This window comes from Bradyrhizobium sp. NBAIM18, assembly GCF_020193825.1.
In the GTDB taxonomy this organism is placed as follows: domain Bacteria; phylum Pseudomonadota; class Alphaproteobacteria; order Rhizobiales; family Xanthobacteraceae; genus Bradyrhizobium; species Bradyrhizobium yuanmingense.
This window is the reverse complement of record NZ_JADYVO010000030.1, coordinates 20,913-45,662: the sequence shown is the minus strand read 5'-3', so window position 1 is coordinate 45,662 and position 24,750 is coordinate 20,913. Positions and strand designations below refer to the sequence as shown.

18 protein-coding genes and 2 pseudogenes are annotated in these 24,750 nt (G+C 58.0%); 11 read left to right on the top strand and 9 right to left on the bottom strand.

Going from position 1 to position 24,750, the window contains the following annotated elements; genetic code table 11:
* Window positions 1–36: 36 nt before the first annotated feature.
* The gene (locus I6F17_RS34815) at window positions 37–1,620 is read left to right on the top strand and encodes a GMC family oxidoreductase N-terminal domain-containing protein (protein ID WP_225130564.1); all 1,584 of its coding nucleotides are present in this window, start codon (window positions 37–39) and stop codon (window positions 1,618–1,620) included.
* A gap of 443 nt (window positions 1,621–2,063) precedes the next feature.
* Here the strand turns inward: I6F17_RS34815 and I6F17_RS34810 are convergent, their stop codons facing one another.
* Window positions 2,064–2,342, bottom strand: a complete 279-nt coding sequence (locus I6F17_RS34810; protein ID WP_109141590.1) for a helix-turn-helix transcriptional regulator — start codon at window positions 2,340–2,342, stop codon at window positions 2,064–2,066.
* Between the two features lie 1,111 nt (window positions 2,343–3,453).
* Here I6F17_RS34810 and I6F17_RS34805 point away from each other — a divergent pair.
* Window positions 3,454–3,798, top strand: coding sequence for a hypothetical protein (locus tag I6F17_RS34805; protein ID WP_146207642.1), 345 nt, complete (start codon window positions 3,454–3,456; stop codon window positions 3,796–3,798).
* A gap of 1,060 nt (window positions 3,799–4,858) precedes the next feature.
* Here I6F17_RS34805 and I6F17_RS34800 read toward each other — a convergent pair.
* Complete coding sequence (locus I6F17_RS34800; protein WP_146207641.1) at window positions 4,859–5,083, bottom strand: hypothetical protein; 225 nt, start codon at window positions 5,081–5,083, stop codon at window positions 4,859–4,861.
* 49 nt (window positions 5,084–5,132) lie between these two features.
* Between I6F17_RS34800 and I6F17_RS34795 the strand changes: the two genes are divergently transcribed.
* A complete protein-coding gene (locus tag I6F17_RS34795; RefSeq protein ID WP_146207640.1) occupies window positions 5,133–5,540 on the top strand; it encodes a hypothetical protein in 408 nt (135 codons plus the stop codon).
* Between the two features lie 333 nt (window positions 5,541–5,873).
* Here I6F17_RS34795 and I6F17_RS34790 read toward each other — a convergent pair whose 3' ends face one another.
* The gene (locus tag I6F17_RS34790; RefSeq protein WP_225130562.1) at window positions 5,874–6,152 is read right to left on the bottom strand and encodes a DUF2285 domain-containing protein; all 279 of its coding nucleotides are present in this window, start codon (window positions 6,150–6,152) and stop codon (window positions 5,874–5,876) included.
* 76 nt (window positions 6,153–6,228) lie between these two features.
* Entirely contained in the window at window positions 6,229–6,558 is a 330-nt protein-coding gene (locus tag I6F17_RS34785) for a hypothetical protein (RefSeq protein WP_109141585.1), read from the bottom strand.
* Window positions 6,559–7,443: 885 nt separating this feature from the next.
* Between I6F17_RS34785 and I6F17_RS34780 the strand changes: the two genes are divergently transcribed.
* Both I6F17_RS34780 and I6F17_RS34775 read left to right on the top strand, forming a co-directional pair.
* Complete coding sequence (locus I6F17_RS34780; RefSeq protein WP_109141584.1) at window positions 7,444–7,668, top strand: hypothetical protein; 225 nt, start codon at window positions 7,444–7,446, stop codon at window positions 7,666–7,668.
* Window positions 7,669–7,779: 111 nt separating this feature from the next.
* Window positions 7,780–7,965 (top strand): hypothetical protein, encoded by a 186-nt coding sequence (locus tag I6F17_RS34775; RefSeq protein WP_109141583.1) that lies wholly within the window; start codon window positions 7,780–7,782, stop codon window positions 7,963–7,965.
* A gap of 371 nt (window positions 7,966–8,336) precedes the next feature.
* Here the strand turns inward: I6F17_RS34775 and I6F17_RS34770 are convergent, their stop codons facing one another.
* From I6F17_RS34770 to I6F17_RS34750, 5 genes and pseudogenes are all read right to left on the bottom strand, one after another.
* The gene (locus I6F17_RS34770) at window positions 8,337–9,500 is read right to left on the bottom strand and encodes a recombinase family protein (protein WP_225130560.1); all 1,164 of its coding nucleotides are present in this window, start codon (window positions 9,498–9,500) and stop codon (window positions 8,337–8,339) included.
* Between the two features lie 128 nt (window positions 9,501–9,628).
* Window positions 9,629–9,916 carry a recombinase family protein gene (locus I6F17_RS34765; protein WP_225130558.1) on the bottom strand — a complete coding sequence of 96 codons (288 nt, stop codon included), beginning with the start codon at window positions 9,914–9,916 and terminating at the stop codon, window positions 9,629–9,631.
* Between the two features lie 344 nt (window positions 9,917–10,260).
* Window positions 10,261–11,619: pseudogene (locus I6F17_RS34760) on the bottom strand (IS1182 family transposase).
* A gap of 57 nt (window positions 11,620–11,676) precedes the next feature.
* Window positions 11,677–11,898 carry a hypothetical protein gene (locus tag I6F17_RS34755; RefSeq protein ID WP_225130557.1) on the bottom strand — a complete coding sequence of 74 codons (222 nt, stop codon included), beginning with the start codon at window positions 11,896–11,898 and terminating at the stop codon, window positions 11,677–11,679.
* A 110-nt stretch (window positions 11,899–12,008) separates the two neighbouring features.
* Window positions 12,009–12,785, bottom strand: a complete 777-nt coding sequence (locus tag I6F17_RS34750; RefSeq protein WP_109145496.1) for an acetoacetate decarboxylase family protein — start codon at window positions 12,783–12,785, stop codon at window positions 12,009–12,011.
* Between the two features lie 1,251 nt (window positions 12,786–14,036).
* Here I6F17_RS34750 and I6F17_RS34745 point away from each other — a divergent pair.
* From I6F17_RS34745 to I6F17_RS34720, 6 genes and pseudogenes are all read left to right on the top strand, one after another.
* Complete coding sequence (locus I6F17_RS34745; protein ID WP_109141581.1) at window positions 14,037–14,795, top strand: glucose 1-dehydrogenase; 759 nt, start codon at window positions 14,037–14,039, stop codon at window positions 14,793–14,795.
* 45 nt (window positions 14,796–14,840) lie between these two features.
* Window positions 14,841–16,601, top strand: coding sequence for an oleate hydratase (locus I6F17_RS34740; protein ID WP_109141580.1), 1,761 nt, complete (start codon window positions 14,841–14,843; stop codon window positions 16,599–16,601).
* Window positions 16,602–17,336: 735 nt separating this feature from the next.
* A pseudogene (locus tag I6F17_RS34735) lies at window positions 17,337–17,570 on the top strand (ATP-binding protein); the annotation flags it as partial.
* 2,063 nt (window positions 17,571–19,633) lie between these two features.
* Window positions 19,634–21,634, top strand: coding sequence for a cytochrome c (locus I6F17_RS34730; protein ID WP_109141579.1), 2,001 nt, complete (start codon window positions 19,634–19,636; stop codon window positions 21,632–21,634).
* A 125-nt stretch (window positions 21,635–21,759) separates the two neighbouring features.
* Window positions 21,760–22,992: a cytochrome P450 gene (locus I6F17_RS34725; RefSeq protein ID WP_109141578.1), complete on the top strand. Its 1,233-nt coding sequence runs from the start codon at window positions 21,760–21,762 to the stop codon at window positions 22,990–22,992.
* Window positions 22,993–24,375: 1,383 nt separating this feature from the next.
* Entirely contained in the window at window positions 24,376–24,687 is a 312-nt protein-coding gene (locus I6F17_RS34720) for a hypothetical protein (protein ID WP_109141577.1), read from the top strand.
* The last annotated feature ends 63 nt before the right edge of the window (window positions 24,688–24,750 follow it).

The following is a 24,750-nucleotide window of genomic DNA, read 5'->3' as shown; positions in this document are numbered from 1 at the left end:
CCATCCAATGGCGCTCCTATTCGGAGAGTGAACAGCATGGAGTTTGACTACATTGTCGTAGGATCCGGAAGTGCGGGATGTCCTCTGGCGGCGCGATTGGTTGAGCGAAAACAATCGGTCCTGTTGCTGGAAGCCGGGAAGAAGGAGCGTCTCAATCTGTCTCATGTTCCGGGTGCCCTCGTCTATACGATCGGGAATAGACGGTACGACTGGGCTTACAAGACGGAGCCAGATCCGAGCAGGGGCGGCGTGGTCGAGGACTGGCCTCGTGGCAAGGTGCCGGGAGGTTCATCTGCCATAAATGGGATGATCTTCATCCGCGGGGCCGCGCGGGACTATGACGCTTGGGAGGCGCTGGGCAACAGAGGATGGGGATGGAAGGACGTGTTGCCGTACTTCCGAAAAATGGAGACGGCGGATGAGGACAGAGACAATCAATTTCGCGGAGGGCTCGGACCTCAACGGGCCTCAGCTTTACGTTGGCGTCACCCCATTTCACAGAAGTTTATCGACAGCGTTCAAGCCGCTGGCATTCCCTTCAATGAGGATTTGAATGGTGCCTCGCACGAGGGAGTTGCCTGGAACCAAGGATCGACGCGCGACGGGCGTCGGCTTTCGGCCTTCGAGGCTTTCATAAGGCCAAAGCTGTCAGCAACTGATCTGAAGTTCTTGGATGATACCATCGTTCGCCACATTCTGTTTGACAAGACGCGCGCGAGGGGTGTTGCCGCCACGCATCGCGGACAACACCTCGATGTCATCGCAAGAAAAGGTGTTATTCTTTCCGCGGGCTCGATCAATTCCCCGCACTTGTTGATGCTTTCCGGTGTCGGTGATCCCCGTCATCTCACCAGACATGGCATTGCTCCCCGCGTGGAAAGTCCTGAGGTTGGACGGAATTTGATGGAGCACCCGGGCCTGTATGTCCTTGCCGAACTCGATGTAGAGACCGCGAATGCACTGTCGCATCCCGTAAGGGGAACACTCGCCTTGGCGGAGTGGGTCTTCAAACGGTCGGGGTTCATGAGCGTGCCCACGGCGCAAGTCCTCGCCTTTCTCAGATCGACGCCTGAGCTTGCTGAGCCGGATCTGCAATTTCACCTCTTCCCGTTCGGCCTCACCAAGGAGAATGGAAGACTGAAAACCCCGAGAGCTAACCTGGTGACCATCCTGGTGAACGTCAATTATCCGAAAAGCACGGGGCATCTCGAACTAAGATCGAACGATCCTCTCGCTCCAATCGCCATCTTTCCGCGCTTGCTTGAACATCCTGATGATTTTGAGGGAGTTATGCGGGGATTGGATTGGGTCCGGAAGATCTGCTCTAAGCCCCCGTTCGGCTCTCATGTCGTCAAGTTCAGGGACGCACCCGTACCAGGGGCCGGGCGGCAGGCAGATGAAGCGTATATTCGGAAAGCGACTGTCCCCTTCTTTCATCCCGTCGGAACTTGCCGCATGGGAACAGACGATCGTGCGGTTCTCACGCCTTCTCTCAGAGTGAGAGGAACTGAGAATTTGTGGGTTGCGGACGCCTCCATCTTTCCTCGTCATATCGCGGGGAATACCAACGCCACGTCTATTATGATCGGAGAGAGGGCAGCAGATCTCATCCATCTGTAAGTCGTTGTTCCGTAAATCCAAATTGGAGAGAGTCCGTGGCGCGCTTCTGCGGTGCCAGGATTGGAAGGATGGAATAGGCACGCATGCATTCGATATCTGTCGTGCTCACTTCGAGAAATCGTATGACCTTGGCTCAGATGACAATGTGCGTATTATCGTAATTGTGCCGCGCACTATCTCCTGAATCAGCTGCCGCGAGTCTGAGCAGGCCGCTCGCGAGGCGCGGCCTCCAGGGCGCGGTAGCGAGCGAGCGGCTTGCGTCGATTCGGCCAAAGAACCTGTCGGGATTAGATACCAAAGCGTATCGTGCAGTCATTATGGCTTCGCGCTATGCCTTCGAAGAGACGTGCCTCATGGGAAAACATTCTGAGCGCTGCATAATCCTGCCGACCGGCGTCGCGTTATCGAGATGGCTGTGTTGCTCTCCCGTCGCGTATGAATGGCTACCCGTTGTTGCGAAGCAGACGCGGCCGCTTAGGCCGGGGCGAAATCTTGAGAATGCTCGCACAGCTCGACGGCTCAACAAAGAGATCGGACGGATGAACGCCGAGCGCTTCGGAAATTCGATCGAGAACATCAATCGTCGGACTTTTCGATTGGCGCTCAAGACCGGCCAAGTAGGAACGATCGATCCCCGCCGTGCGAGCCAATCGTTCCTGCGACATACCACGTTTGATGCGGATCCGACGGACGTTCCAGGCCAGTAGCGCACGAGGCTTCATGTCTCGAAGCTTGCCATTCCTCGATCGATTAAAACACTGGCTATCGCCTACCATTTAGATGAAAGTCCGTGTTCTCGCCGCACAAGGAGAAGTGCGATGTTCCGAGGCCTGCGGCCCCCCGGGCTGCGCAACACGATCGGCGCCTTCCGCCGATAGGCGCCGTCGCTTCCTGTCAGGCCGTGGCTAAGAGAATGCCGAGTTCAGCTCGCTCAGCCTCACGAAGATGGAAGGGCGGGTGGGTAAGTAGCGCACCTGACGGCGCAATGTCGTCGACGTGGGGACCGCGTGTTGGCTTCTGCATTGGCTAACCTGGGTTGGGGTTACCTGGACTGGCCATTCTTGGCCGATTGGCTGCTTTGCCTAGTGCCATTTTCTGTATCGGTGATGTCACCCATCAGCCGGCTCGGCAGAACATCATGCTCTTGCAAGGCGCTACATGCGCATAAAATCCTCTCGTGCGATCGCCGAACGGCCCGCCTTAGTCGCGCGGGCTGGAAGAGGACCCGCAGCAGTGCGAAGCTTGCACACGGTACTTCTTTCGCGGACTCCGTTTGCGACTTCAATTGGGCGATTTGCTCTCTCCAAGTGTCTGCACCGCTCTATCGAAAGTGAGAAAGTGATGAGCACGTACGCGATAACATCCACTGCCGGGCCCGCGGGCTGCTTCGAAAGTGGTCGCCGACTTCGAACCTGAATGTGTCGGTTGACGTACAGCCTTCGTCGACGGCCTGTCGGCAACGAACTTTTTTGTGCGATCGTTTTGCGGCCGGATCAGACGCTCGAAACCAAGTAGTGTGTACGCGAGATCATGTATTGCTTTCTCGGTGCGTTTATGCCGCCTTCCTTGAAAATTTTCTGCACGGCTCGATGGCCGGGCGCTGGAATTCAGCTTCGTGCTTCAAGTTGCATCTCGCAAATGTTACAGGATGTATGCCGTCGATCGTTTGTTGCGGGCAAAGCGGACGACCTGCATTTAAAGAAGTTTATTAACTGGGCCAGCCTTACAACCCGAACCAACAAGCGTTGCTGCGCATGTAATTCCATTCCCGCGCGGATCTATCAGCATGACTGCGCGCGCGTGATTTTGGATGCGCTTTGATCGAGGTTCGAAATGCCCAATGTTGTGGAGTTTCGTCGACCGAGCGCGCCGGTGCGGGCCACTCTTGAAGCAGCAGAAACGACCGTCCTTGGCAAGTGTGACACGCCGGTAGTGCCATTCCCGATGGCGTGTGATTCCGGTCGATGTGCAAATCCAAATCCACGGCTTAAATCCATTCAAGCGAACGCCAAGCTCACGATTGATCATGCCATCGCCACGCTGGAGCAGACTCATCGTCAGATACGAGCCGCCATACAAAAGATTGGCGACGCTTCAGCTGGGGCCAACCTTGAAACCAGTCTCGATCTGATTGAGCGCAACCTCGAACTCGCCAAACTGAAATCGTCCTGTCTATAGCTGACGTTTTCACCGGGCGATCAGGTCGCTGCACGCGAGCATTCTAAGCAAGGCAACCTTCCACTAGCAGAAAGCCATAGCAAGTGCTTGCAAATACCAAAATCGCCGGTCGGCTGATGGTTGGTTTTCGGATTGCTCCTTCTGATGACCGCAGCAATTGGCGGCTACTCGATCCATGCCTCCCGAAGCGCGAGCGGATCGTTGGCGACCGTGGTCCGCCAAAAAGATCACGTGGTAAGACGAGCGCATCGAAAAGCGCGTATTGGAAGCTCGGATGCATGTATGGACGGCCTTGGCAACCGATGACCAGTCGCATTGGGAGAAGGCCGCAGCAAGCTTTAAGCGAACATTTGCGCAGCTTGATGAGCTCGCTGCCGACACCAAGGACTTGGGTCGCCAAGCACGAGTGCGGGATCTCAAAATAGCTGTCGCGGACGCTAACCTCCTCCTGCCAAGCAATTCGTGGTTTCGATAAATTGGAGATTACCGGCGGCGAAGGCCGCCGTAGGCGAGAAGCCGATCGAAGGAGTGGCTCACCCACCAAGCCCGAGGCCACATATGCGGCAAAGCCGCAAGTAATCCCAGAGCAAACTTAGCGGGCCTTCTGTTCGTACTTGGCCTTCCAGCCCAAGAGCTTGTTCTGAAACCGTCCGCTATTGAGAAAAAGAAGAACCGTGAGCGACGCACCACGACGTAAACTGCAAGCTTCCAAGGAAACAGAGGGATCATCGATATCGCCGTCCCCTCAATTGAAAGCGTGAAGCCCAAGGCGACGTCCTCGCCTGGGGATGGGGCATGTGGTAGCTGAAGCGCGACTAAGGGCTTGCCGATCACGCCTGCACCGCCTCCTCGACAGGCACGGTGCGGCTATTCGCCTCGCCAATTCATCTCAGAACTTCGATCCAGCGGGTTCGTCGACGTGTACTATTCGAGGCTTGCGGTGGAACGGGCCGAAGATCTTCAGGACGTTCCGCTCTTCTTCGACCAGCCTTTCGCAAAGATTTGACTGCCCAGTCGAGCTCGTTTCGCCCTTGACCTAAGCGCCCGAGCCGCGGCGCTATTATCGACGGCCCAAATCGTCTGGATCAGAAGCGTCTTTTAATCTGGCTGCGGTTTCGCTCAGAGCAGAGAGCGCAGGTTGCATTTTGTCGGGCTGCGAACCGAGTGTCGTTTGAAGATGCTGCCGGTCGAGCTCGATGGCGCGATCGAGCGAGGAGCCGTATATCGCCGCAATCGCGATCTCCTTGGCCAAGCGCGTATAGCTCTGCCACATGAGATAGAACATCAGCGGCGGGACCTGACAGTTCGCAAGCATCTCATAGCAGCAGCCACCATTGCTGCGCGAGCACCACGAGCCGTCGAAAGTCTCGTCTCGTTCGGCTGAACTTGTCAGGGTCGACGCCGCCGATGAAGGCGCAATGATCGAGCCGATTCAGGCCCGCCATGATCGCAACTGGATAATCGACAACAGGAACGCCCTTGAAGTCGGCGACGGTTTCTTCGTGCGGAGCCTGCCTGAGAAAGGCATCCATCATTTCGGCCTAGCGGACGGCGCTGACCAAAAGATCTACGTAGCGCCGCGGCACCATCATCACGTAGCGGCAGGCTTCGAGCCGCGTGTGCTCCCAGATGGCACGCACATTCCCGTCGGTGTCGCCCAGTCCACGCTTGCAGTCAGGGTAAACCAACCGGCCTTCATCGGTTTCCTTGAGGTACAGCGGAAGCAGCCTGTCGAGGGCTGACAGGAGCGTCAGAGGTTCGAAGAGATCGCCTATAGCCTTTTCGGCAGAGGCTAGAACCGACTTCTTTGATCGTCCCCATCCGAACATTTTGGCCGCCCCAGGTCCATGCTGCGCTGGGGCTCGCCTGAAGACGCAAGTCCGCCCATTTCCGGCCTTTGAATGATCCGGAGCCCGCCCGAATCGGTTAGTGGGTTATTAACCGCCGTTCGGCAGGCTTGCGGCCACGGTTATCGCTGCCTAATCAGCCCCCCAGCCCAAGGCAGCGTAAGATGGCCGGCGGTGGATGAGCTCCGCCGGCCGTTTTGCTCGAGAGACTGTCCGCGCTCTCTGCCGTTACGGAGCCTTCGAAGGCCCGCCTCGCAGTTGACGGTATCCGCTGTTGGCCATGCAGAGCGCGCGCTCAAGATGGGTTTCAAATGCCTGCCGGGCCCGCTTGGGCTCGCGGTCTGGGTCGATACCAAGGACGATCCGCGATACCTCGCGCCAGTCAGCGCCCTCGGCATTGGCGTCGAGCAGGCGCCAATACGTGGTCATGTGCTCTTCATCGTACACGGTAAGGTCGGACCCAGAGGGCGCTAGATTGGCGAGAACTGGATTGAGGAGAGGCGGCATTGGCTTCCCCGCGATCATTGGTTGTGACACCGGGATATTTCCCGGTGTTTGTGTCGGCGGCGTGACCGGTGCAGGATCACCCAAACAGCCGGCGGCTGACATTGATGATGAAACCGGCCGGTGCGCCGATGATAGCGCCGACTAGGCCATAGCCGGCGGCGCCACCGGGACCGATCATCACCGCGCCGTAGAAGAAGCCGATACCTGTACACAAGACAATCATGCCGATCAGTGTCCGATCGTTCAGCTCTTCGATCCGGTGCAGGCGTTGCTCTTTGGAGCTTTGCACATAAGGACCGGCCGGCTCACGCGAGCCGCAGTGCGGGCAGGCGACGGCCGAAAATGAGACATTGCCGCCGCAGTCGGAGCAGCCAATCAGTTCCTGTTGTACGCGCCCGCCCGTCATGCGTCCCAACGTAGCCGCCTCGCTACCATGGCGCTACGGGCTTTGCCCGGGGTCCACAATCACTATTCCTCGGCCCGGGCCAATCGTCGCCTAGCAGCTCGCCAGAGGAGGATCGCTGGAGCGGCACTGCCGAGATATTCGACGCGGCCCGCGCCGGCGTCCAGGCCGCCTGGGAGGCGCTGGCGGTCGCGCGACGGCCGTCGAGTAAACTGCCCACCTGGCTAACCGTCGCATGAAGCATACCGCAGAACGTCCAAGCGCCGATCCGGAAGCCGCGGCCCTCCGGACTAAACTGTTAAAGGTGGGTGTCGATGGATCGAATGGAAGGCGACCGTATCGCGTGGGTCCGCCACCTTGCCGAAGCGACGGTACGACGGCGTACCCCTTGGCTGTTCCGGGCATTCGAACTCTGATGATCTTCACTGCCGCGACGTATACTTCCAGATCGGCTTGTGAGAGGCCGGGGCGGCCTGGATAACACCCGAGCTGACGAGTGAGCCGCAGATGTCTCACGTGGCTCGTCGAGCAACGCAGCAGTTGAGCAGCTTCTCTCTCCGTCCACATCTGCGAGTTCGGTTTGATCTGCGCTTCATCGCGCGATTCAAACACGGTGCACCTTTGCGCGTCGATATAATTAATGGCTCAATACGTGTTATACAAAACAATACAACGTAAACGTTGACGTGGCCGAACCGCATTTCCTATCGTCGCAATGAGGTCCAGAAAACCTCGTACGGCAGGCGTAATCGTTTTCCCCAGAGTCCTGAGTCCTCGCGCGTATGTCCAGTGACGCAAGCCTAACGGCGCGAGGGAGCGCCTGTCGTTGCTTATTTCTGGCTCCGGACGACTATCTCGACCTCAGAAAGATCGACGGAGAAAACCACAGTGAAAGCGGTAACAAAACAGAAGGCAGACAGAGCTTGCGCCAAAGAGTTGAAGATTTTGGCACGGGTCGAAAAGGATCTCGAAAATGCACGCGGCTCCGGAGCGGTTGAAGACCTCTTCCTTGGGCTTGAGGAAAACTACTCGATGCACATGCGCACCGAGCATCAAAGCGTCCGAGCAAGATGCGAAGCCATCTTGCGCGCCGGCAGTTTGCCGAAGGCGTAACTGACGATCGTAGAGCGCTCCGTAGGGAGCGCTCTACGCATTTGAGCAACGCGGCCGGCAAAAGCCGGCATCTGATGGCCCCGGCACGCTTCTAAAAGGTGGTAATAACCCGTGCGAGACCTGATCATCGAAGCCTTCGACAGCGTCATCCGCCGCGAGATCGCGGAAGCGGACGACGTTCGCAAGGAAATCGCCCAGCGCGGCGTCTATTGGGCTGGCGACGAGATATGCATGCTGCGTCACCAAGTCGCCGCGCTGCGCAAGCGTGTTGCCGAGCTTGAAGAAACCGACGCGTGATCTCAGCAGACCGCGTTCTCCTCGATGCCCTTTGGAACCGTGGCTTGAATCGCTTCGCGCGGCACCGTGTCCGGTTATCACAGTGCGCGTGCAGATCTTTTGGCTTAGCAGTCATCTGCTCGCGCGGGTTTTCGCGGCTGATGCGCTTGCCGGTCTCCGGGTCTTTGATGAACCTTTGGCGGTTCCAGATGATGGGCCCGGCGTACAGCTCATTCTGAAGGATGCCGTTCAAGCGCTTGCGGCTACGGTCAATGGTCGAGTCGTTTCAGGCCCCGCCACGTGGCCCGGGTACGCCTATCTTGTTCAAGGCAGCTGCGATGTCGCGTGGCGAGTTGCCGCCTTCAACGGCTTCTTCATCTGCGGTGTTAGACTCACGAGGGCTTTTCCTTGCCGATGCATTCGATGAGGAAGCGTGACAGCGCTTCAAACGTGTCAAATCGGTTTATGGTGTGGCCCTTATAGACTTCCTTGGAGAACCAGAACATGCTTCGACTGAAGGTGAGCCACGCCGAGGGCATCAAGACATAGTCGAAGATCGCTTCGTTCTTCTCGTCCAGCCGAACCGCGACAACCCATCCCTTCGGCCACCTCACGCGGTATTGCAGCGTCCAGCGCAAGGGCCGGTTTTCATAGTTGCGGCATCTCGCGACCCGAAAGACGACATTCACGGCATTATCGATTCGAAGACATTCAGTCGAAGCATTGAGGGTGGCACGGCGACCAAGTCTCTTAAAAGCGTCTCGAAGGCGAGCAGCATTGCTAAGCTGAAGGGCGGCCCATCGTTGGTGCGCGGCGTATTTGTCAAACCATCCTTGATTGCCGTTGTACCCGATGAGACGATAGATGTTCCGCAGCGCGCCGAAGTGCAAAAGATACGAGGACATGGACGGCAGGCCTGGACTTGACTTGACGATCGTCTTACTAAGCCTGCCTTTCTTCATCAGGACCTTACGAAGCCGAAGCAACATTTCCTCTTCGGGAATGCTGACGCGCCCCTCACGCATAATCTTTTGCGCGCGCCGGAATGCGTCGCGATGGACGATAGGTTGGATGGCATTCTCTTTTCTGATCCAGAGCTCCCTTGGGTTGCGCGTGACCTTGGCGCCAAGTTTCCTGCTTTTGCGATTGTAGGTCAGAACGCCGATATAAGCGTGGTTCCGGAGGAGGTCACCGACAGCCTTTCCAAGCCACGGTCTTCCCTGGCTATTCAAGATCCCTCGCTGGTTGAGCTCTCGGGCAATGGTGGCCTGCGATTTGTGACGGAGATATTCGTGGAGAATCCAATTCACGATCTCGACTTGATCGGGCGCGCCGGGGATGAGCTTGACATGGTCGGTAAGCAAAGATTTGCGCTGGCCGATCGTTAAAATGCCCTTCGGCCTGCATTGATCGTCGACGAGACATCGTTGCAACGCGTAAGCCGTAGGGCCGCCCATTTTGAAGACGCGATGCGTCAGTCGGACTAACCCTGCGAAAACTTTGGCGGAGAGTTCCCGACTGAACTCAGCCGCCATCACTCTCTTAATATTCTTCATGATGCTGGCGAGAACGCTTCCGTCATTGTCGAATTGTTCCGCGCAACAAGCAACCTTGACGCCCGACTTGCGGCAGATGAACGCGTAGTGCGCGCTCTCGTCAACGTCCTGAAAGCGTCCCCACCGGCTCACGTCGAAGACAAGCAGATGAGCGAAGTCAGCGCGTCCGGTTGCACGTCTTCAACCAGTTCGGTAAGGCCCCCCCGGTTTTCGATTTTGAGGCCGCTTTCTCCCTCGTCACGATAGGTGCGGACGATGGTTAGCTTGTGAAGTTCGGCATAGGTCGCGATGACCACTGCCTGATTCTCAATCGAGTATTGCTGATAATCCGTCGACATGCGGACATACTGCGCCGCCCGTAGCGCTTTTTGCGACTGAGGCAGGCGTTTCGCGTGTACAACAAGGGCGTTGCCCATGTTGCCTCCCCGCGGCGATATCGCGCCGCGCCGTATTGCGCATCGCAAACCATTTAGGCGCATCATCAAGTCCGCGCCATCGGAAAGTGTATTCAGAAAGAGTCAACTGCTATGTCGTTTTTCTTGAAAGCACGTTGCGGCGGGCGAAGCGAGCTGCAGAGAAATGCGGGTTTGCGCTTTTGGGCCGATTTTGTTGCAGAAGTCGGTAGGATCGACGCTCTCAGCCGGGGCTGAGATCTGAAAATTTGGGCTCGCGATCTCTTGGCCGCCTGCCCGGCATGGGCTGCGGAGACGGCCGGGCACTGATGCCTGACGCAACAACGCGACGGACGCACTTACGCAACTCATAGTTCGGCCGTGTTGGGTGGATGGAGCGCCAGCTTGGCAAAGCGACGAAGGTTCTGAGCTATTGCTGCAAGCGTAAATTCGAACCGCGCGCCGGCCGGTCCACGCAGTCTTAGGCGGTCGAACCGCAGGATCCGCTTGAGGTGCGCAAACAGCATCCGAACCTTCTTACGATCTCGTCGGGTCTGATCGTAGGCAGGTGTCTTGGCGATAGCCCGGGCGACATCGCGCGCTGCCTCGTGCACGTGGCGTGTGATCTTCCGGCTCGGCGAGTTTGGACAGCACTTGGATTTGAGCGGGCAGTCGCGGCAATCGGCGACGCGCGAGAAATACGAGATAGCGTCATCTCCGCGTGGTCCGCGTGCGCGGCAGGATCTTGCCGCTGCGGCAGACATATTGATCGCGCGTCTCGTCATAGATGAAATCGTCGCGGCTGAACGTGCCGTCGTCGCGCTGTGACTTGTCGATCACCGGGATGTGGGGCGCGATCCCCTTCACATCGACCAGGAAGTGGAGATTTTGGGCCGCCCGTAGGCCGTATCCGCGACGAGCCAGTCGGGTTTGATGCCGAACGTCTTCTCAGTCCTTTCGATCATCGTTTGGGATGCGCCAACCTCGGATTGGCGGATCGCCCGGGACGCTTCGACATCCATGATAATACCGAACTTGATGTCGATGAGGTAATTGTCGGCGTGGGCGAAGAACGCGGCGTTGCGCAGTGCGCCAGTCCACTGCGCGGCTGGGTCGGACGGCGCGACAAACTTCGGCACGACGTCGGTGGCACGACCTCATGCTGGATCGTCGAGATTGGCGAGATAGTCCTGAACGGCGCGCCTAGCCCCCATCGGGTCGATGTCGTGGCGCCATTTATCGCCCGGCGTCGAGCGGCACTTATTGGCGTCCGCCGCGATCAAGCTGGCATCGACGGCGAAACCATTGCCGCCGACAAGGCCAGCCTTGATGCACAAAGCGACGACGCGCTCGAAGACGTGACGAAAGACATCATGATCGCGAAATCTCTCGTTGCGGGCGCGCGTGAATGCCGAGTGATCCGGGATCCTGTCTTCTATGCCAAGGCCGCAGAACCAGCGATAGGCGAGATTGAGCTGAACCTCGCGGCATAGTGCGCGCTCCGAGCGGATCGCGAATACGTAGCCAAGGATGAGCATCCGGATCATCAGCTCCGGATCGACCGATGGTCGGCCAGTGTTGGAGTAATGCGGCGCAAGCTCGACGCGCACCCACGACAGATCGAGAACTGCCGCAATTTGCCGAACCTGATGGTCGTCCGGCACTACGGCCTCGAGGTCGAACGCATAGAACAGATGAGCCTGCTCGCCGTTGCGCCGCCCCATCATCGAATCTCTCCGTCGATAGCCGCTTCACTTTGACGGAATCACGGTTCGCACCGATCCTCAAGGTAGTTCTGCAACAAAATCGGCCCGTAGCCGACATGTCCGGCGCAGCTCTTTCGTCTGCTTCTGACGAGGCAACCAGCAGGATATGGTCGTTGTCCTTGTCGATGATGTTGAACGCCCATCCATCATGGCTGTGGCGATCGCCACGTCGGCCTTCTTTTCCTTATTGCCGCTATTCTTGTTGTAGACGTGGGTCTTGAAGCCGGCCTTGTCGACCATCTTCCAAAATGAGTCGCCGGGAGGAGGTGAACCCCACATACGGCCGTCAGCTGGCAAGCCGACAGCCCTGGCAGCAATTTAGGATTGGATGAATTCTTCAAGCTCGTGGATCATCTGTTTACCGGGTTTGATTCCTCGGAAAGGATATCAATGGCCTTGAGCCTTGCGTCATACTCCTCGTATGTGCCGAGCAGGGCTTGGCCAACTGTCAAGTTGTGCACGGGATCGATAATCGAGGGGGAGTCGTAAGTTAGGGAGGTTGGTCCAGTAAATAGAACTTCTTCGCCACGCTCGTCGCGTCGCAACGTTCGGTCCGTACACCATTTGACGAGTTGCGTGACCTCTCCCTTCCCGGACTCAATGATGGGCGGCAGCTGCCGAACCGAGTAGAAATTCGTCCGCGCAGAATACATCTGCCGCGAATCCGAGCTCATGCGCTCGTCTGGTTGAGCGGTAAGGGTCAGCAGGCGCTTGCCTTTCGGACGCTCGAGCGTACCCTGAATTAGACCGCCTTCTCTGATCAGTCTAATGTGCGCCAGCTTTTTTGGAGCACCAAGAACCTCTCGTCCCGAGGCGAGAGCTGCATCATTTACCGTCACGTAAATGTAAGGGATGTAGTAGCCAGTCTCACCGTCGGGATCACGAACTTGAATTCCTGAATAGCACTCCAAGTATGGCCCGACAGTGCTTGAGCGATAGCTCGCGACTCCCACAATGGCGATTGCAGGGTTTGCTGCAGGTGCTAGCTCCTTCGGCAATAAACAATTCGCCTCGTGCCCCACGCTGAACATAAGGTTTATGGCTTGGCAGCCGAGAAACGCACTGCCACGATTTTTGCCCCCATGGTAAAGAGGCGCATCAAGCGGAATGCCTTTGACGTCGGGCATCGCATCCTCCTTGATCTCAGAATAATTCGCGCGGTTGGAGATTGAGCTATTCATCTCACCGCGCCTCTCCGGTTGTTGAAGCGCCCCTGAAGCGACTGTATTGCGCTGGATGCGATGTGGATTCGGTAGTCCGTACGGCACATCGATCCGGTGATAGCGATCTTCGCTACGCGAGGCCGCAGCGCCGTTTCTGCGCCTTGCACCTCAATCCGCCGGATTAAACGATCCGAAAACATCCGACACGCTTGACCTTTTCCATTCTAGAAGCCGGCAGCTGTCCTGTGCTGCCGGATGCGCCTGATTGTGCATCCATTCCGGCGGAGCGTGCTCACCGATGATGACGTCAAGGCGAGTGGGTGATTCCTATTTGTCTATCAGTCGTTATGCAACGTCGATGCCAGGCACCTCGTGCCGTTTATACGGCTCACTGGCTGACGTCAAATTGCGTACGAGTGACCCGACAACTTTCGACTCTTGTTTTGTTGCCTTGCTCGCTTGTCCGATTGACGACGCGATGTCGAAAGCCCGACATGATCAAGTATCCGGACAGAAAGTCGATGAGGCTCTCTCACGAGTTTTCGCAACAGCATGGCTATCGCCATTGTGTCTCGATTAAACCAGATCAGCGCAACATTATCGCTCGCATGGTCGAAAACGCAGGCCCTGACATCGCCGTCTCGGTGGAGAGTCGGAAGACCTCCAGCGCCTGTGCAAGAGTCACGTGAGGCTGACTTCCCATCAGGTCGGCGCGCCGATTGCACGGAATGGATACTCCAATTCGCAAGTCTTAGGAGAACCTCATGCGTTCTGCGCCCCACTTTTCGATCCACAAGGAGCTCAGCACCGTTCGGCACCGGTATCGCTCCGCTCGCCGGTACCGATCCTATCTCCGAAACCGGAGGAAATTCGGTCGCAAATTGTCGGCGTCTAGAAGGTGGGATAGTTCGGCAAAGCCAATGCAACAATCCAAAGGATGGCTACCGCCTGAGCGGCGGAAGCATGTTCGCGACGTGAAATCGTTATTGAAGTGCTTTAGCGCCAATTTACACGGGTACTGCGCACAAGCTTTGGGCATCAAAGATGATGCGTAGCAGAGGGCAGATCGGCAAGAGTCCGGGGCGTGGTGCAGACCGCAACTCTTGGCTTGCCCGACTTTCAATGCTCGTTCTCAACCATTTTGATCAACATGCCCGTCATCCTTTTTGATGCTGAAAAACCCTGCACCGCCACTGATCGAGGGAACCAAGAGTTATGGGACGTGTGAGCGAAAAAGTCATTTTGGTAACCGGCGGGGCTCGAGGGATGGGGGCCGCTCATGCGCGCCTGCTGGCAGCCGAGGGCGCTAAAGTCGTGATCACCGATATTCTTGACAATGAAGGAGCGACTTTCGCGGCCGAACTTGGCCCATCCGCGATCTATGTGCGTCAAGACGTCGCCCAGCCAGGGGAATGGTGCCAGGCGATCGCGGCTGCGGAGGGCAAGTTCGGCGCGCTGCACGGCCTCGTCAACAATGCAGGCATAGCGAGTATGGCTCCCATCGAGCGGTTCCCGCTCGAGCAGTGGGAGAAGACCCTGGCTGTCAATCTCACCGGTGTATTCTTGGGAATGCAGACGGCCCTACCTGCCATGCGCCGCGCGGGCGGAGGCTCGATCGTCAACATCTCGTCGGTTGAGGGGCTGAGGGGTAGTGCTGGGCTTCACGCCTATGTTGCTTCCAAGTTCGGCGTGCGGGGCATAACGAAGTCCGCTGCCTTGGAGGCCGCCGCGTCCGGCGTTCGCATAAGCTCTATCCATCCGGGCTTCATCAACACTCGGATGACAGAGAACATCGATCTTTCCGGTTTTCCAATTCCGCTCGGGCGGCCAGCCGAGCCGCAGGAAGTGTCACAGGCAGTCTTGTTCCTGCTTAGCGACGAGTCCTCTTATCTTACCGGCTCCGAAATCGTCGTCGATGGCGGTCTGACGATCGGCGTCCCGCAGAAGTGTCAGGCGGTCGAAAACATCTTCTGACTATCAGCGGACGGATTGTCACATCAAACGAGATGGAATGTCGCGATGTATTACACCAGTGGAAATTACGAAGCTTTTGCTCGGCCCCGCAAACCCGCCGGCGCGGACAGCAAGACAGCTTGGTTCGTTGGTTCGGGGTTGGCTGCGCTCTCCGGCGCGGCCTTCTTGATCCGCGACGGGCAGATGCGTGGCGACCGTATCACCATCCTCGAACGACAGACGGTTCCGGGAGGCGCGTTGGACGGTTGTCAGGATCCGGAAAGGGGATTCGTGATTCGAGGTGGCAGAGAGATGGAGGATCATTTCGAGTGTCTCTGGGATCTGTTTCGTTCGATCCCATCGCTCGAACTTGAAGGCGCCAGCGTGCTCGATGAGTTTTACTGGCTGAACAAGGATGATCCGAACTACACACTACGGCGGGCGACGGTGAAACAGGGGCAGGATGCTCATACCGATGGCCTCTTTACACTGAGCGAACAGGCCCAGAAAGAGCTGATTGCCCTTTTTCTTGCCACTCGTAAGCAGATGGAGACCAAGCGCATCGACGAAGTGTTCGGGAGAGATTTCTTCAACAGCAATTTCTGGCTCTATTGGCGGACCATGTTCGCCTTTGAAGAATGGCATTCGGCCCTCGAGATGAAACTTTATCTGCATCGATTCATCCACCATATCGGCGGCCTGCCGGATTTCAGTACGCTGAAGTTTACCAAATACAATCAATATGAATCGCTTGTTCTGCCGTTATCCAAATGGCTGTTGGCGCAAGGCGTCAATTTTCGCTACGGGGTCGTAGTCACCGATATCGATTTCGACATAAAGCGTGGACGCAAGCAAGCCACAGCCATCCGCTGGCTGGAGAATGGCATTGAGGGCAGTCTCATTATTGGCGCCGACGATCTTGTTTTCATGACGATCGGGTCGCTGACCGAAAACTCGGACATGGGGGACCATCACACGGCCGCTAGGCTCAACGAAGGACCGGCGCCCGCCTGGGATCTGTGGCGGCGTATTGCGGCCAAAGATGCGGCCTTTGGACGCCCAAATGTCTTTTGCGGCAATATTCCTGCAAGCAAATGGGAATCGGCGACGATCACGACCCTGGACAAACGCATTCCAGCATACATCCGCAAGATCGCCAAACGCGATCCGTTCAGCGGCAAGGTTGTCACAGGAGGCATCGTTACGGTGAAAGATTCGAGCTGGTTGCTCAGTTGGACCACAAATCGCCAGCCGCATTTCAAGCGCCAGCCCAGCGATCAAGTCGTCGTCTGGGTCTATTCGCTATTCGTCGATAAAGCCGGCGACTACGTGAGGAAACCGATGCAAGATTGTACGGGCGAGGAAATCACGCAAGAATGGCTTTATCACCTCGGTGTGCCGGTTGCGAGTATACCGGAACTCGCCGCTGGGGCCGCCAAGACGGTCCCGGTGATGATGCCCTACGTCACTTCCTTCTTCATGCCGCGGCAGGCGGGCGATCGGCCAGATGTTGTGCCGAAAGATGCGGTCAATTTCGCCTTCATCGGCCAGTTCGCGGAGTCGGGTGAACGGGATTGTATCTTCACGACGGAATACTCCGTTCGGACCGCGATGGAAGCCGTGTATATCCTCCTCAAGATTGAACGTGGCGTGCCAGAGGTATTCAACTCGACCTATGATATTCGCAAGCTGCTTGCAGCAATGGGTAGACTGCGCGACGGAAATGAAATTGAGATCCCGGGACCTGCGTTCCTGCGCGAGCTCATTCTAAAAAAGCTTGAAGCGACTGAGCTTGGCGAACTACTCAATAAATATCACCTGAGTTGATTAAGGCGCGGACGCTGCGGGCGACCGTTCGCTCGGATAGAGAAGCGCTGTCCTGCGCCGTGACGGCTCGGACTCGCCAAGGCGCGGATCAAACGTTCGCGCCGATCTTCCAGGCAACCTTTAGGCGTACTCTGGAATTCGGTGTTCTTTCGGCTTGATGTTATTCTCGCCACACGCATCCGATTAACCACGAGGTGAGGGCGAAACTAGCTAGTGGCTCGTCACAGTGATTTTGATGGTTTGATACCGGCCAGCTTAGGATCGGCAAGTTTTCTGGCGGCGCGAGGATTTCGATGCTTCTGGGGATGCAGGATTCGGCGGGTGGCCGTCCGAACATGTGCGAATAGTATAGATGAACGCCAGATAATGGCCCTGCTTCTCGGTAAAGCGTGCGTCTGGTTTTTGACTCATGGATCGATTCATCCGTGCCTCCTTAGTCGTCCGTGAAGAACAGGTAAGGGGCTGATCTGGAGGCGCTTTTTTTCCGGCTGCGGCGACTTTGTGTGATTGCAGGCTTTGACAGTGCGGTAGCTCGGAACCTGCAATTTGCAGTTTGAGATTCCCTCGAATCGCACGGCATGATTCGGCGCTCGTGTCGGAAGGAGCCGATGCGACCGAAGAAGCCGAAGGCGACGGAGGAAGGTGATCTGTTCCGGGCCATGCTCGAGCAGATCATCAACATGGAGCACGAGCTGGTTCAGCACGCCGGCAAGATCAATTGGGACTGGATCGACTATCGACATGAAGGCGTCGCGCGGGCTCGACAAGCCGCTGTTCCAAAAGCTCGTCGCCGTCGAGTGGATCGACCGGCATCAGAACCTGCTCATCATCGGCCCGACCGGCGTCGGCAAGAGCTGGATTGCTTGCGCCTTGGGCCACAAGGCCTGCCGCGACAACCGCTCCGTGCTCTGTCAGCGGCTGCCGCGGCTGTTCGAGGCGCTTGCCCTCGCGCAGGGCGACGGCCGATGGTTGGGTTGCCGATGAGCTTCGCGCTTTCGCTTCCTTGTAGACGTTGCTGATCGACTCGCGGATGTTGCGACACGGCACCATCGACGAACCGCGTTCGGATGCGAGATAGGCGTGATAGCCATCGATCTTTTGGCGAGCATCTCCTGCACGAGCGCCGGATCAAAGTCGATAGCGACTGCTGCTGACTTTGCCGTCGTTTGTCCCTGTTGCGTTGCTTGGCCTCGGCGAGCTCTCATGCGCTTGACCTTGCCGATGATAGCGTTGCGAGATACGCATCGCCACCCCTCGCAGACACCTAGTGGCCCGCGCTCCACATGCATTGCAGAAGCGACACGTCCTCAGTATCCCATGCCGATGTGGCTTGATTGACCATCGTTCGTCATCGTCACGAGCACGAGTCGATGGTCGTTTTGATTGTCGCCAAAGCAGTGCGTGTCGATGTTTACGCTTGTTCGCCGCTATTCGATGTTCGGAAAAGTTTTTGGCTGCGACGATCGGCCTGCCTTATAAAATAGGCAGACGAACGTGCATTTATGCCCGCGGTTGCATCGTGTCCGGAAAGTTGATCCGCTTACGTTCGCGGCTGTTGACAACATGCATAAACGGCGTTGCAATCACCAGCACGACAAACGGCGGTGAGTTTACCAACTAACAACAGCAGCTAGAACACGACGGCGTTACTGCTCGCACACGGCTACTAGCGTGAGTACCCGAGCGTTTGCGCGGAAGGATGGGCCATGCAGTCGATTCCTTGCTAGGTGTCGTCGGTGCCGGGGATCGTGTCGTTTTCGGAATACTGCCAGAGCTTCCGGTGCCGCGACGCTGACGTCTCCGGAGGTAACAATGCTGACGTCGACTCGACTTCAACCATTTCAACGGCGACGATGCAAACTTGGTCGCTTGGATCAGCCCTGCGGGCAGCAGGCCGCCGGGGCCGCGCCGCGGATGGTCGAGCAGCGCCTGGACGGCCTCGTGCAGATCGTCGAGCGGGGCTCAAACCCACCTTCGAGAAGGTCGTTCAATTCGAGCCGCAGCATCTCGTCATCCCAATTGGTGCGTCGAAGGCCTCGATGAGACGCGACCAAGCGCGAAGCTCGAGACAATACCCGAGAGTGTACCAACAGCAACGGGACAGCTCGCAGAGATGGAAGCAAAAGTAAAAAGATCAAACAGCGTCATAGCAAGTCCGCCGATCTGGAAGCTAAGCGCGCGCTGAACCGCGTGAAGGAGGGTGACCCGGAGGGATATGAGGCCTTCCTTCGCAAGCGTGAGAACCGCGGGGACACTGGCGGTTTCGGCCCGGCTGGACGGGCGAGGCCATAGTCACCACCACATTCCTCGCCGTCGCATTCGCACAACTCTGGCGCGTCGTCGCCATGCGCAGCAGCCGCTCCGGTACCGTTGTCAACGAGTTCACGCGCAATCCATGGGTCTGGCTGCGCTCGGCCTGTACGGCCCTCTGCTCGCAGTCCCTCTCTACTGGCTGCCGATGACCGACGTCTTCCACGTCTGCCACCGACGCTCACGATGTGTAGCATTGTCGCGGGCTACAGCTTGACGCCGATGCTGCTAATTCAGGTCAGCCGCGCCGTCATCGTGCTTGCCAAACGAAGCCGTTAAATGGTAGCCGCGTTGCTTGACTCGAATTCGCCGTCTGCATCATCGTGATCGGCGTGGCCGGATGTATGCTCATGGTCATTGCGCCCTACGGAGTCCTGATCTCCGAGTGCGAGCCTATTGCCCTCAGGCGCCCGGCCGATTCCGTTCGCTCGCGTTCCCGCGGATTACAGCCCCCGATCTCCCACAGCGGACCCAACGTCACTGCAAATTCGATCGCGAGGATGGGATGGCGGCTCGAACAAGAGCTCGTCCGAACGCTCTAGATGTTCTTGTTATGCGGTCAAGTTCGCCCATTCCACAGACCACCGATTGTGACGTCAGAAAGAATAGTGATCGCGTCTCAAGGACGTCAACAGCAGGGGTAAGCCTACAAGATCATGTAGTTGTAGTATTACTGTTTGCACGGCTCTCTGCTGGTGGCCGTTCGCTGACACGGGGGAGCCATGTCGACAGTTCCCAGCGCAATTCGGCGCCTTTGGTGGCGACGCTTTCTTGTTCTTCTGGCGATCGTCGTGGTCATTGCTTTGATCGCAGTCATGACCAGCTCCCAGCTTGGCGCGACAATCGAAGCTCTGACGCCGCCTGCTCTCCCTGAACCGGTTTCCGCGAGCGAGCAGGTTTCGCTCGATCAGGGCTGGAACGCCGAAGACGCCGATCGATTCCATCATAAAGCCCAGGGCACGCAGACCTTACCGATCCCGCTGTCATGGTTTCTCGCCCTGGAAGCGCCGCTGAACTCGCCTTTCGCTATCCCCTTTTTCAAACGAGAACGGTTTTCTGACAACCGCTATTTACTGCGGTTTGGATTCATAGAGTCTGCCGAAAGCGAGAACAATGAGTACGGTTTGCCGATCGGCTTTGCATATTCGCCGTTTCAGTCGATCCGCGGACTTTCGCGTAAGGAGACTGCCGTTGGATTGACCTGTGCCGCGTGCCATACCGGCCAACTGATCTTCAAAGAGAAGCGCTATGTCATTGAAGGCGGCCCCGCCGTGACCGATCTCGGTCAATTGACAAATGCGCTCCGCGCTGCGCTCGCACAGACCGCTTTGTCGGCAAAGCTACCCTTCTTCGACGGTCGCTTCGGGCGGTTCGCGAAGCGCGTTTTAGGAACCGAGTACAGCGATCTTACACGCGTCCAACTGTCCAAGGAGCTCGATGGAATACTTGGTGCTCTGATCGATCAGCCCGCTGGGATCGACGTCACGGAAGGGTTTACCCGCCTCGATGCGCTCAATCGCATCGGCAACCAGGTGTTCGCACTCGACCCCAAGCGCTACGGCAACTACGTCAACCTCAACGCCCCTGTCAGCTACCCGCACATCTGGACATCGTCATGGTTCGATTGGGTGCAGTACGACGGCTCGATTATGCAGCCATTGGTGCGCAATGCCGGCGAGGCGATGGGGGTTTCGGCGGAGCTCAACCTCACCGCCCCGCCCAAGGGGGGACGTTTTGCCAGCAGCATCCCCTTCGATAATCTGCACTGGATCGAACAACAGCTCGCTGGAAAGGACCAGCCGCTGGTGGCGAAAGCCTTCACCGGACTGAATGCGCCGGCCTGGCCCGACAGCTTTCCTGCGATCGACAAAGCCAAGGCCGCCGTGGGAGCCCAACTCTACGACAAACATTGCAGCGGCTGCCATCTTCCAGCGCTGACGCCGGACATCGTGCACGGCAGGGCCCCGGACGCGGAGTTCTGGAAGAACTTCGGCCCTATCCGCTGGCGCGGTCGCGATGGGCAGGAGAAGCAGACGAGGGAATCCGTACTCAACGTCAAGATCATCAAGCAAAGCCATATCGGCACCGATCCGGCCCAGGGCGACGTGCTGCGCAATCGCACCGTGGACACCGCCGGCAGCGAACTGGCCAGGGCGGGCCAGAGCAGCCCAGGACTCGGCCTCGACATCGATGTCTGCCAACGGAAGGCTGACAACACGCTGGATACGATCCACCTCTCGGACCATGCGATGCAACTCTACGCGCTTGCGCTCGGCGCCGTGGTCCAATCCGGCATCGACGAATGGCTTCGGTCGACCGGGACGGTCCAAGCGGAGATCGAAGGCGATCGGCCGAACTGTCTCGCGGCAGGTTTCGGCTATAAGGCGCGTCCGCTGAACGGCGTATGGGCGACTGCGCCGTTCCTGCACAACGGCTCGGTGCCGACGATCTACGATCTGCTCAGCCCGGTTGCGGAGCGCCCACAAGTCTTCCTGCTCGGTGAGCCCAACTTCGATCCTGTCCGCGTCGGTATCGTGACACGGACGGTCGCTCCTGAAGGCAGGACCTACGACAGCAAGGGCTACTTCATCATCGATACGTCGAGGCCCGCCAATCGCAATACCGGCCACGAATTCTCGAACGAGAAGCATGAGGGCGTCATTGGCCCTGCGCTGTCTCCGGAGGAGCGCAACGCAATCATCGAGTTCCTCAAGTCGATCTGAAATTGATTGGGTCAGCTCCAACTGGAGCAATAGCGAAGACCATCTCGCTCCCGCAGGGGGAAAGGTGGACGGAAGCCCGGATCGACCGACCAGGCGAAGCTTTTCGGAGTTAGGGTGCGGCAGCAATGGCGGAACAGAAACAGGGGCCGGCGGCGAAGTTCCTGAAATGGATGATCGCCAAACATCCGGATGCATTGTTCGCATTCATCCGGCGCGTCAGGCCCAACCTGGCGTTGGGCGCCGCGGGGCCGGTGTTCATCACCCGCTTCCCCGACGTGCAGGAAGCGCTGAGCCGCCCCGACATCTTCAACGTCACCTATGCGCCAATGATGGACCCTTCGGTCGGCCCCTTCATGCTCGGCCGCGACTGCACCGAAATAAACCAGCGCGACAAGGGTATCATGCGCGCCTTCATGCGCATGGAGGATCTGCCGGCAATTCGCCAGAAGGTGCGCAGCCTCGCCAATGCGTCTGTCGAAAAGCAGATCTATACCCAGAACCAGATCGACGTGGTCAGCACGTTGTCGCGCCTGGTGCCCATTCAGCTGACCCGAGAATATTTCGGCTTTCCCGGCCCCGATCTGGCCTCGATGTTCCGCTGGTCGCGCGCGACGCAATATGACATGTTTCACAACCTGGACAAAGATCCGAAGGTGCACCAGGACAACATTGACGCTGGGCAGGAGATGCGCGCCTATCTGACACAACTGCTCCCGCAGCGGCGCGAGCAGCTGAAAAATGGGGCGCCGCTCGAGGACGTGTTCAGCCGCCTGCTGAATAGCCATTTTGACGATTCGATCGGCTTCGCCGATGAACGCATTATTACCAATATGATGGGCACACTGGTCGGCGGGATTGAGACCACATCGGCGGCCATCGTGCAGCTGCTCGACGAGTTGTTCAAGCGCCCGAGGATCCTGAAGGAGGCCATCGACGTCGCCAGCAGCAACAATGACCATCTGATGTATCGCTATTGCTGGGAAGCGCTGCGCTTCAACCCGATCAATCCGTTCGTGGTGCGCCACTGCCGGACCGATTACCGGATAGCCAAGGGCTCGCTGCGCGCGACGACAATCAAGGCCGGCAGCACGGTGCTGATCTCGACCCGGTCGGCGATGCGCGATGGCTTGCAACTGCCGGCGCCGTCCAGCTTCGCGATCGACCGGCCGGAGTCGGTCTACATGCATCTGGGCTACGGGATGCACACCTGCCTCGGCGACCAGATCAGCCGCATCCAAGTTCCGGAAATCGTTCGCCGCATCCTGCAAATCCGGGGCGTGCGTCCCGCCGCGGAGATTGACTACGCAGGAGGGCCGTTTCCAGAACGTTATCCCATCACCTACGACACCCCCATCTGAAGGGCGGACTTCCCAGCAACGAGCCGCGAGTAGGGACTGATCCGGCCGCTGGCGTGGCGGCCTCTGGCGTCAGCACTAGGTCGGTCGTCGCGAAGTCTCCGTCACGCGATGCGCGTGAGATGCGTGAGGCAATAATCAATCGTGTCGGTAGTGTGTTCCGGCTGCGAAACACATCAATAGATGAGAGGCAGAGCTTCGCATGCGCGGCTACTACATTGGCTGACCGAGGAAATGGTTTAAGCGAACGGAAGCCGTATGACGCTGAAGAGGGCCTCGGCAACCGGCAGTTATGCACGAACCTCGCGGAAATCAGCGCAACAGCAATGATACGGTCAAACGGCACCCGCAGGATCACCATTACGCACGACGCCGACGACTACAAACAGCTCTGCTCGCTGATACACTCTTTCGACGCTTGGCGCCCGTTATGACAGGCGAATAGGACAGGCAAACCGTCAATTTTACCGGCTTCTTCATCGATCTCGCGGCCGCATTGGTCTGCGGTTGCACGCGTTTCCCCGTAGCTGTCCGGATTGGCAAGTGTTGGAACACGGTGTTCTACTTGAAAGAACACCGGCTGAGGGATTTTATACTTAAACTGTCTTTTCACTAAATTCCGGTGGCGAGGCCGCGGGACTGCATCGTCTCGCGGCCCCATTGATTTTTCGTCGTTGAGGTCCGGGCCAGCTCCTCCACCGAATTCCGACTCTTTACTCCCAGAAGGGGTAATCGCTTCGATCGCCCGTTGGCATTCAGACGCGTCAAATTCGCGCCGTCGGCAAGTCCTCGCTGGACAGCATTCCGGAGTATGTTGTCGTGGAGTGCACATGGCTGCTGCCAACCTGATCGACAGTAGCGACGGCGATCGTACGAAAACGCGCTCCGCATCGAACATGGCGCGTGGTGTTTGACGTCCCAAGATGGCTGGAGTTCTCCCATCAAGACAGCTTCGGCCGAGCTTGTTTGGCTTTCTAGCTCTGCCAAAGGGCAGAGCCAGACTGATAAAACAAAGTCGGCTCGCTGTCGCGCGCGCCATCGAAAACTGCCCCCTCGACGTCACGAGGAATTGCCCCCTCCTGGGATAGCCGAGGAGAGAGCGAATGAACGAGGAACGAATCGAAGGCTTGTCGTGGAGTAATTCACAGGGGCAGGTGATGAATACGCCGGATGACGTGACGGAGATGTTGCACCTGAGGGTGTGTGGGTGAGGTCTGAAGCGGATTGCGCGCCAGCTGGGCTGCAGACGGTGAAGGACTACGTGGCGCGGGTGGGTGAAGCCTTCAAGTCGCCTGAGCGGGCGAAGCGGGTCATGGCCTTGAAGGCTGGCTGCGCGAGAGGTTCATTCGACATCGCGGCAATGCGGATGCGGTCCGTCACGACCTGTTGGCCGAAAACGGCTTGGCGGTCAGCCGGCGAACGCTGCGACGCGCCGTGCAGCCCTACCGCCAGGCACTGAGGGCCGAAGCTCTGGCGACGACCCGGTTCGAGACGCCCCCGGGGCGGCAGCTACAGATCGACTTCGGCGAGCGTCTGGTCGATATCGGCGGGGCGAAGGTCAAAGCATTTGTGTTCGTGGCGACCCGCGCCGAAAAGCAAGAGCACTGGTTCGCTGGGCTCGAGAGCGCATTCACGACCTTGCCGGAGGAAGTGCTGAAGGACAATCCACGCGCGCTCGTGGTGCGCCACGACAGGTGAGCCGGTCGGTTCAGTTTAACGACAAGCTCATCACGTTCGCGAAGCATTGGGGCTTCCGTCCTC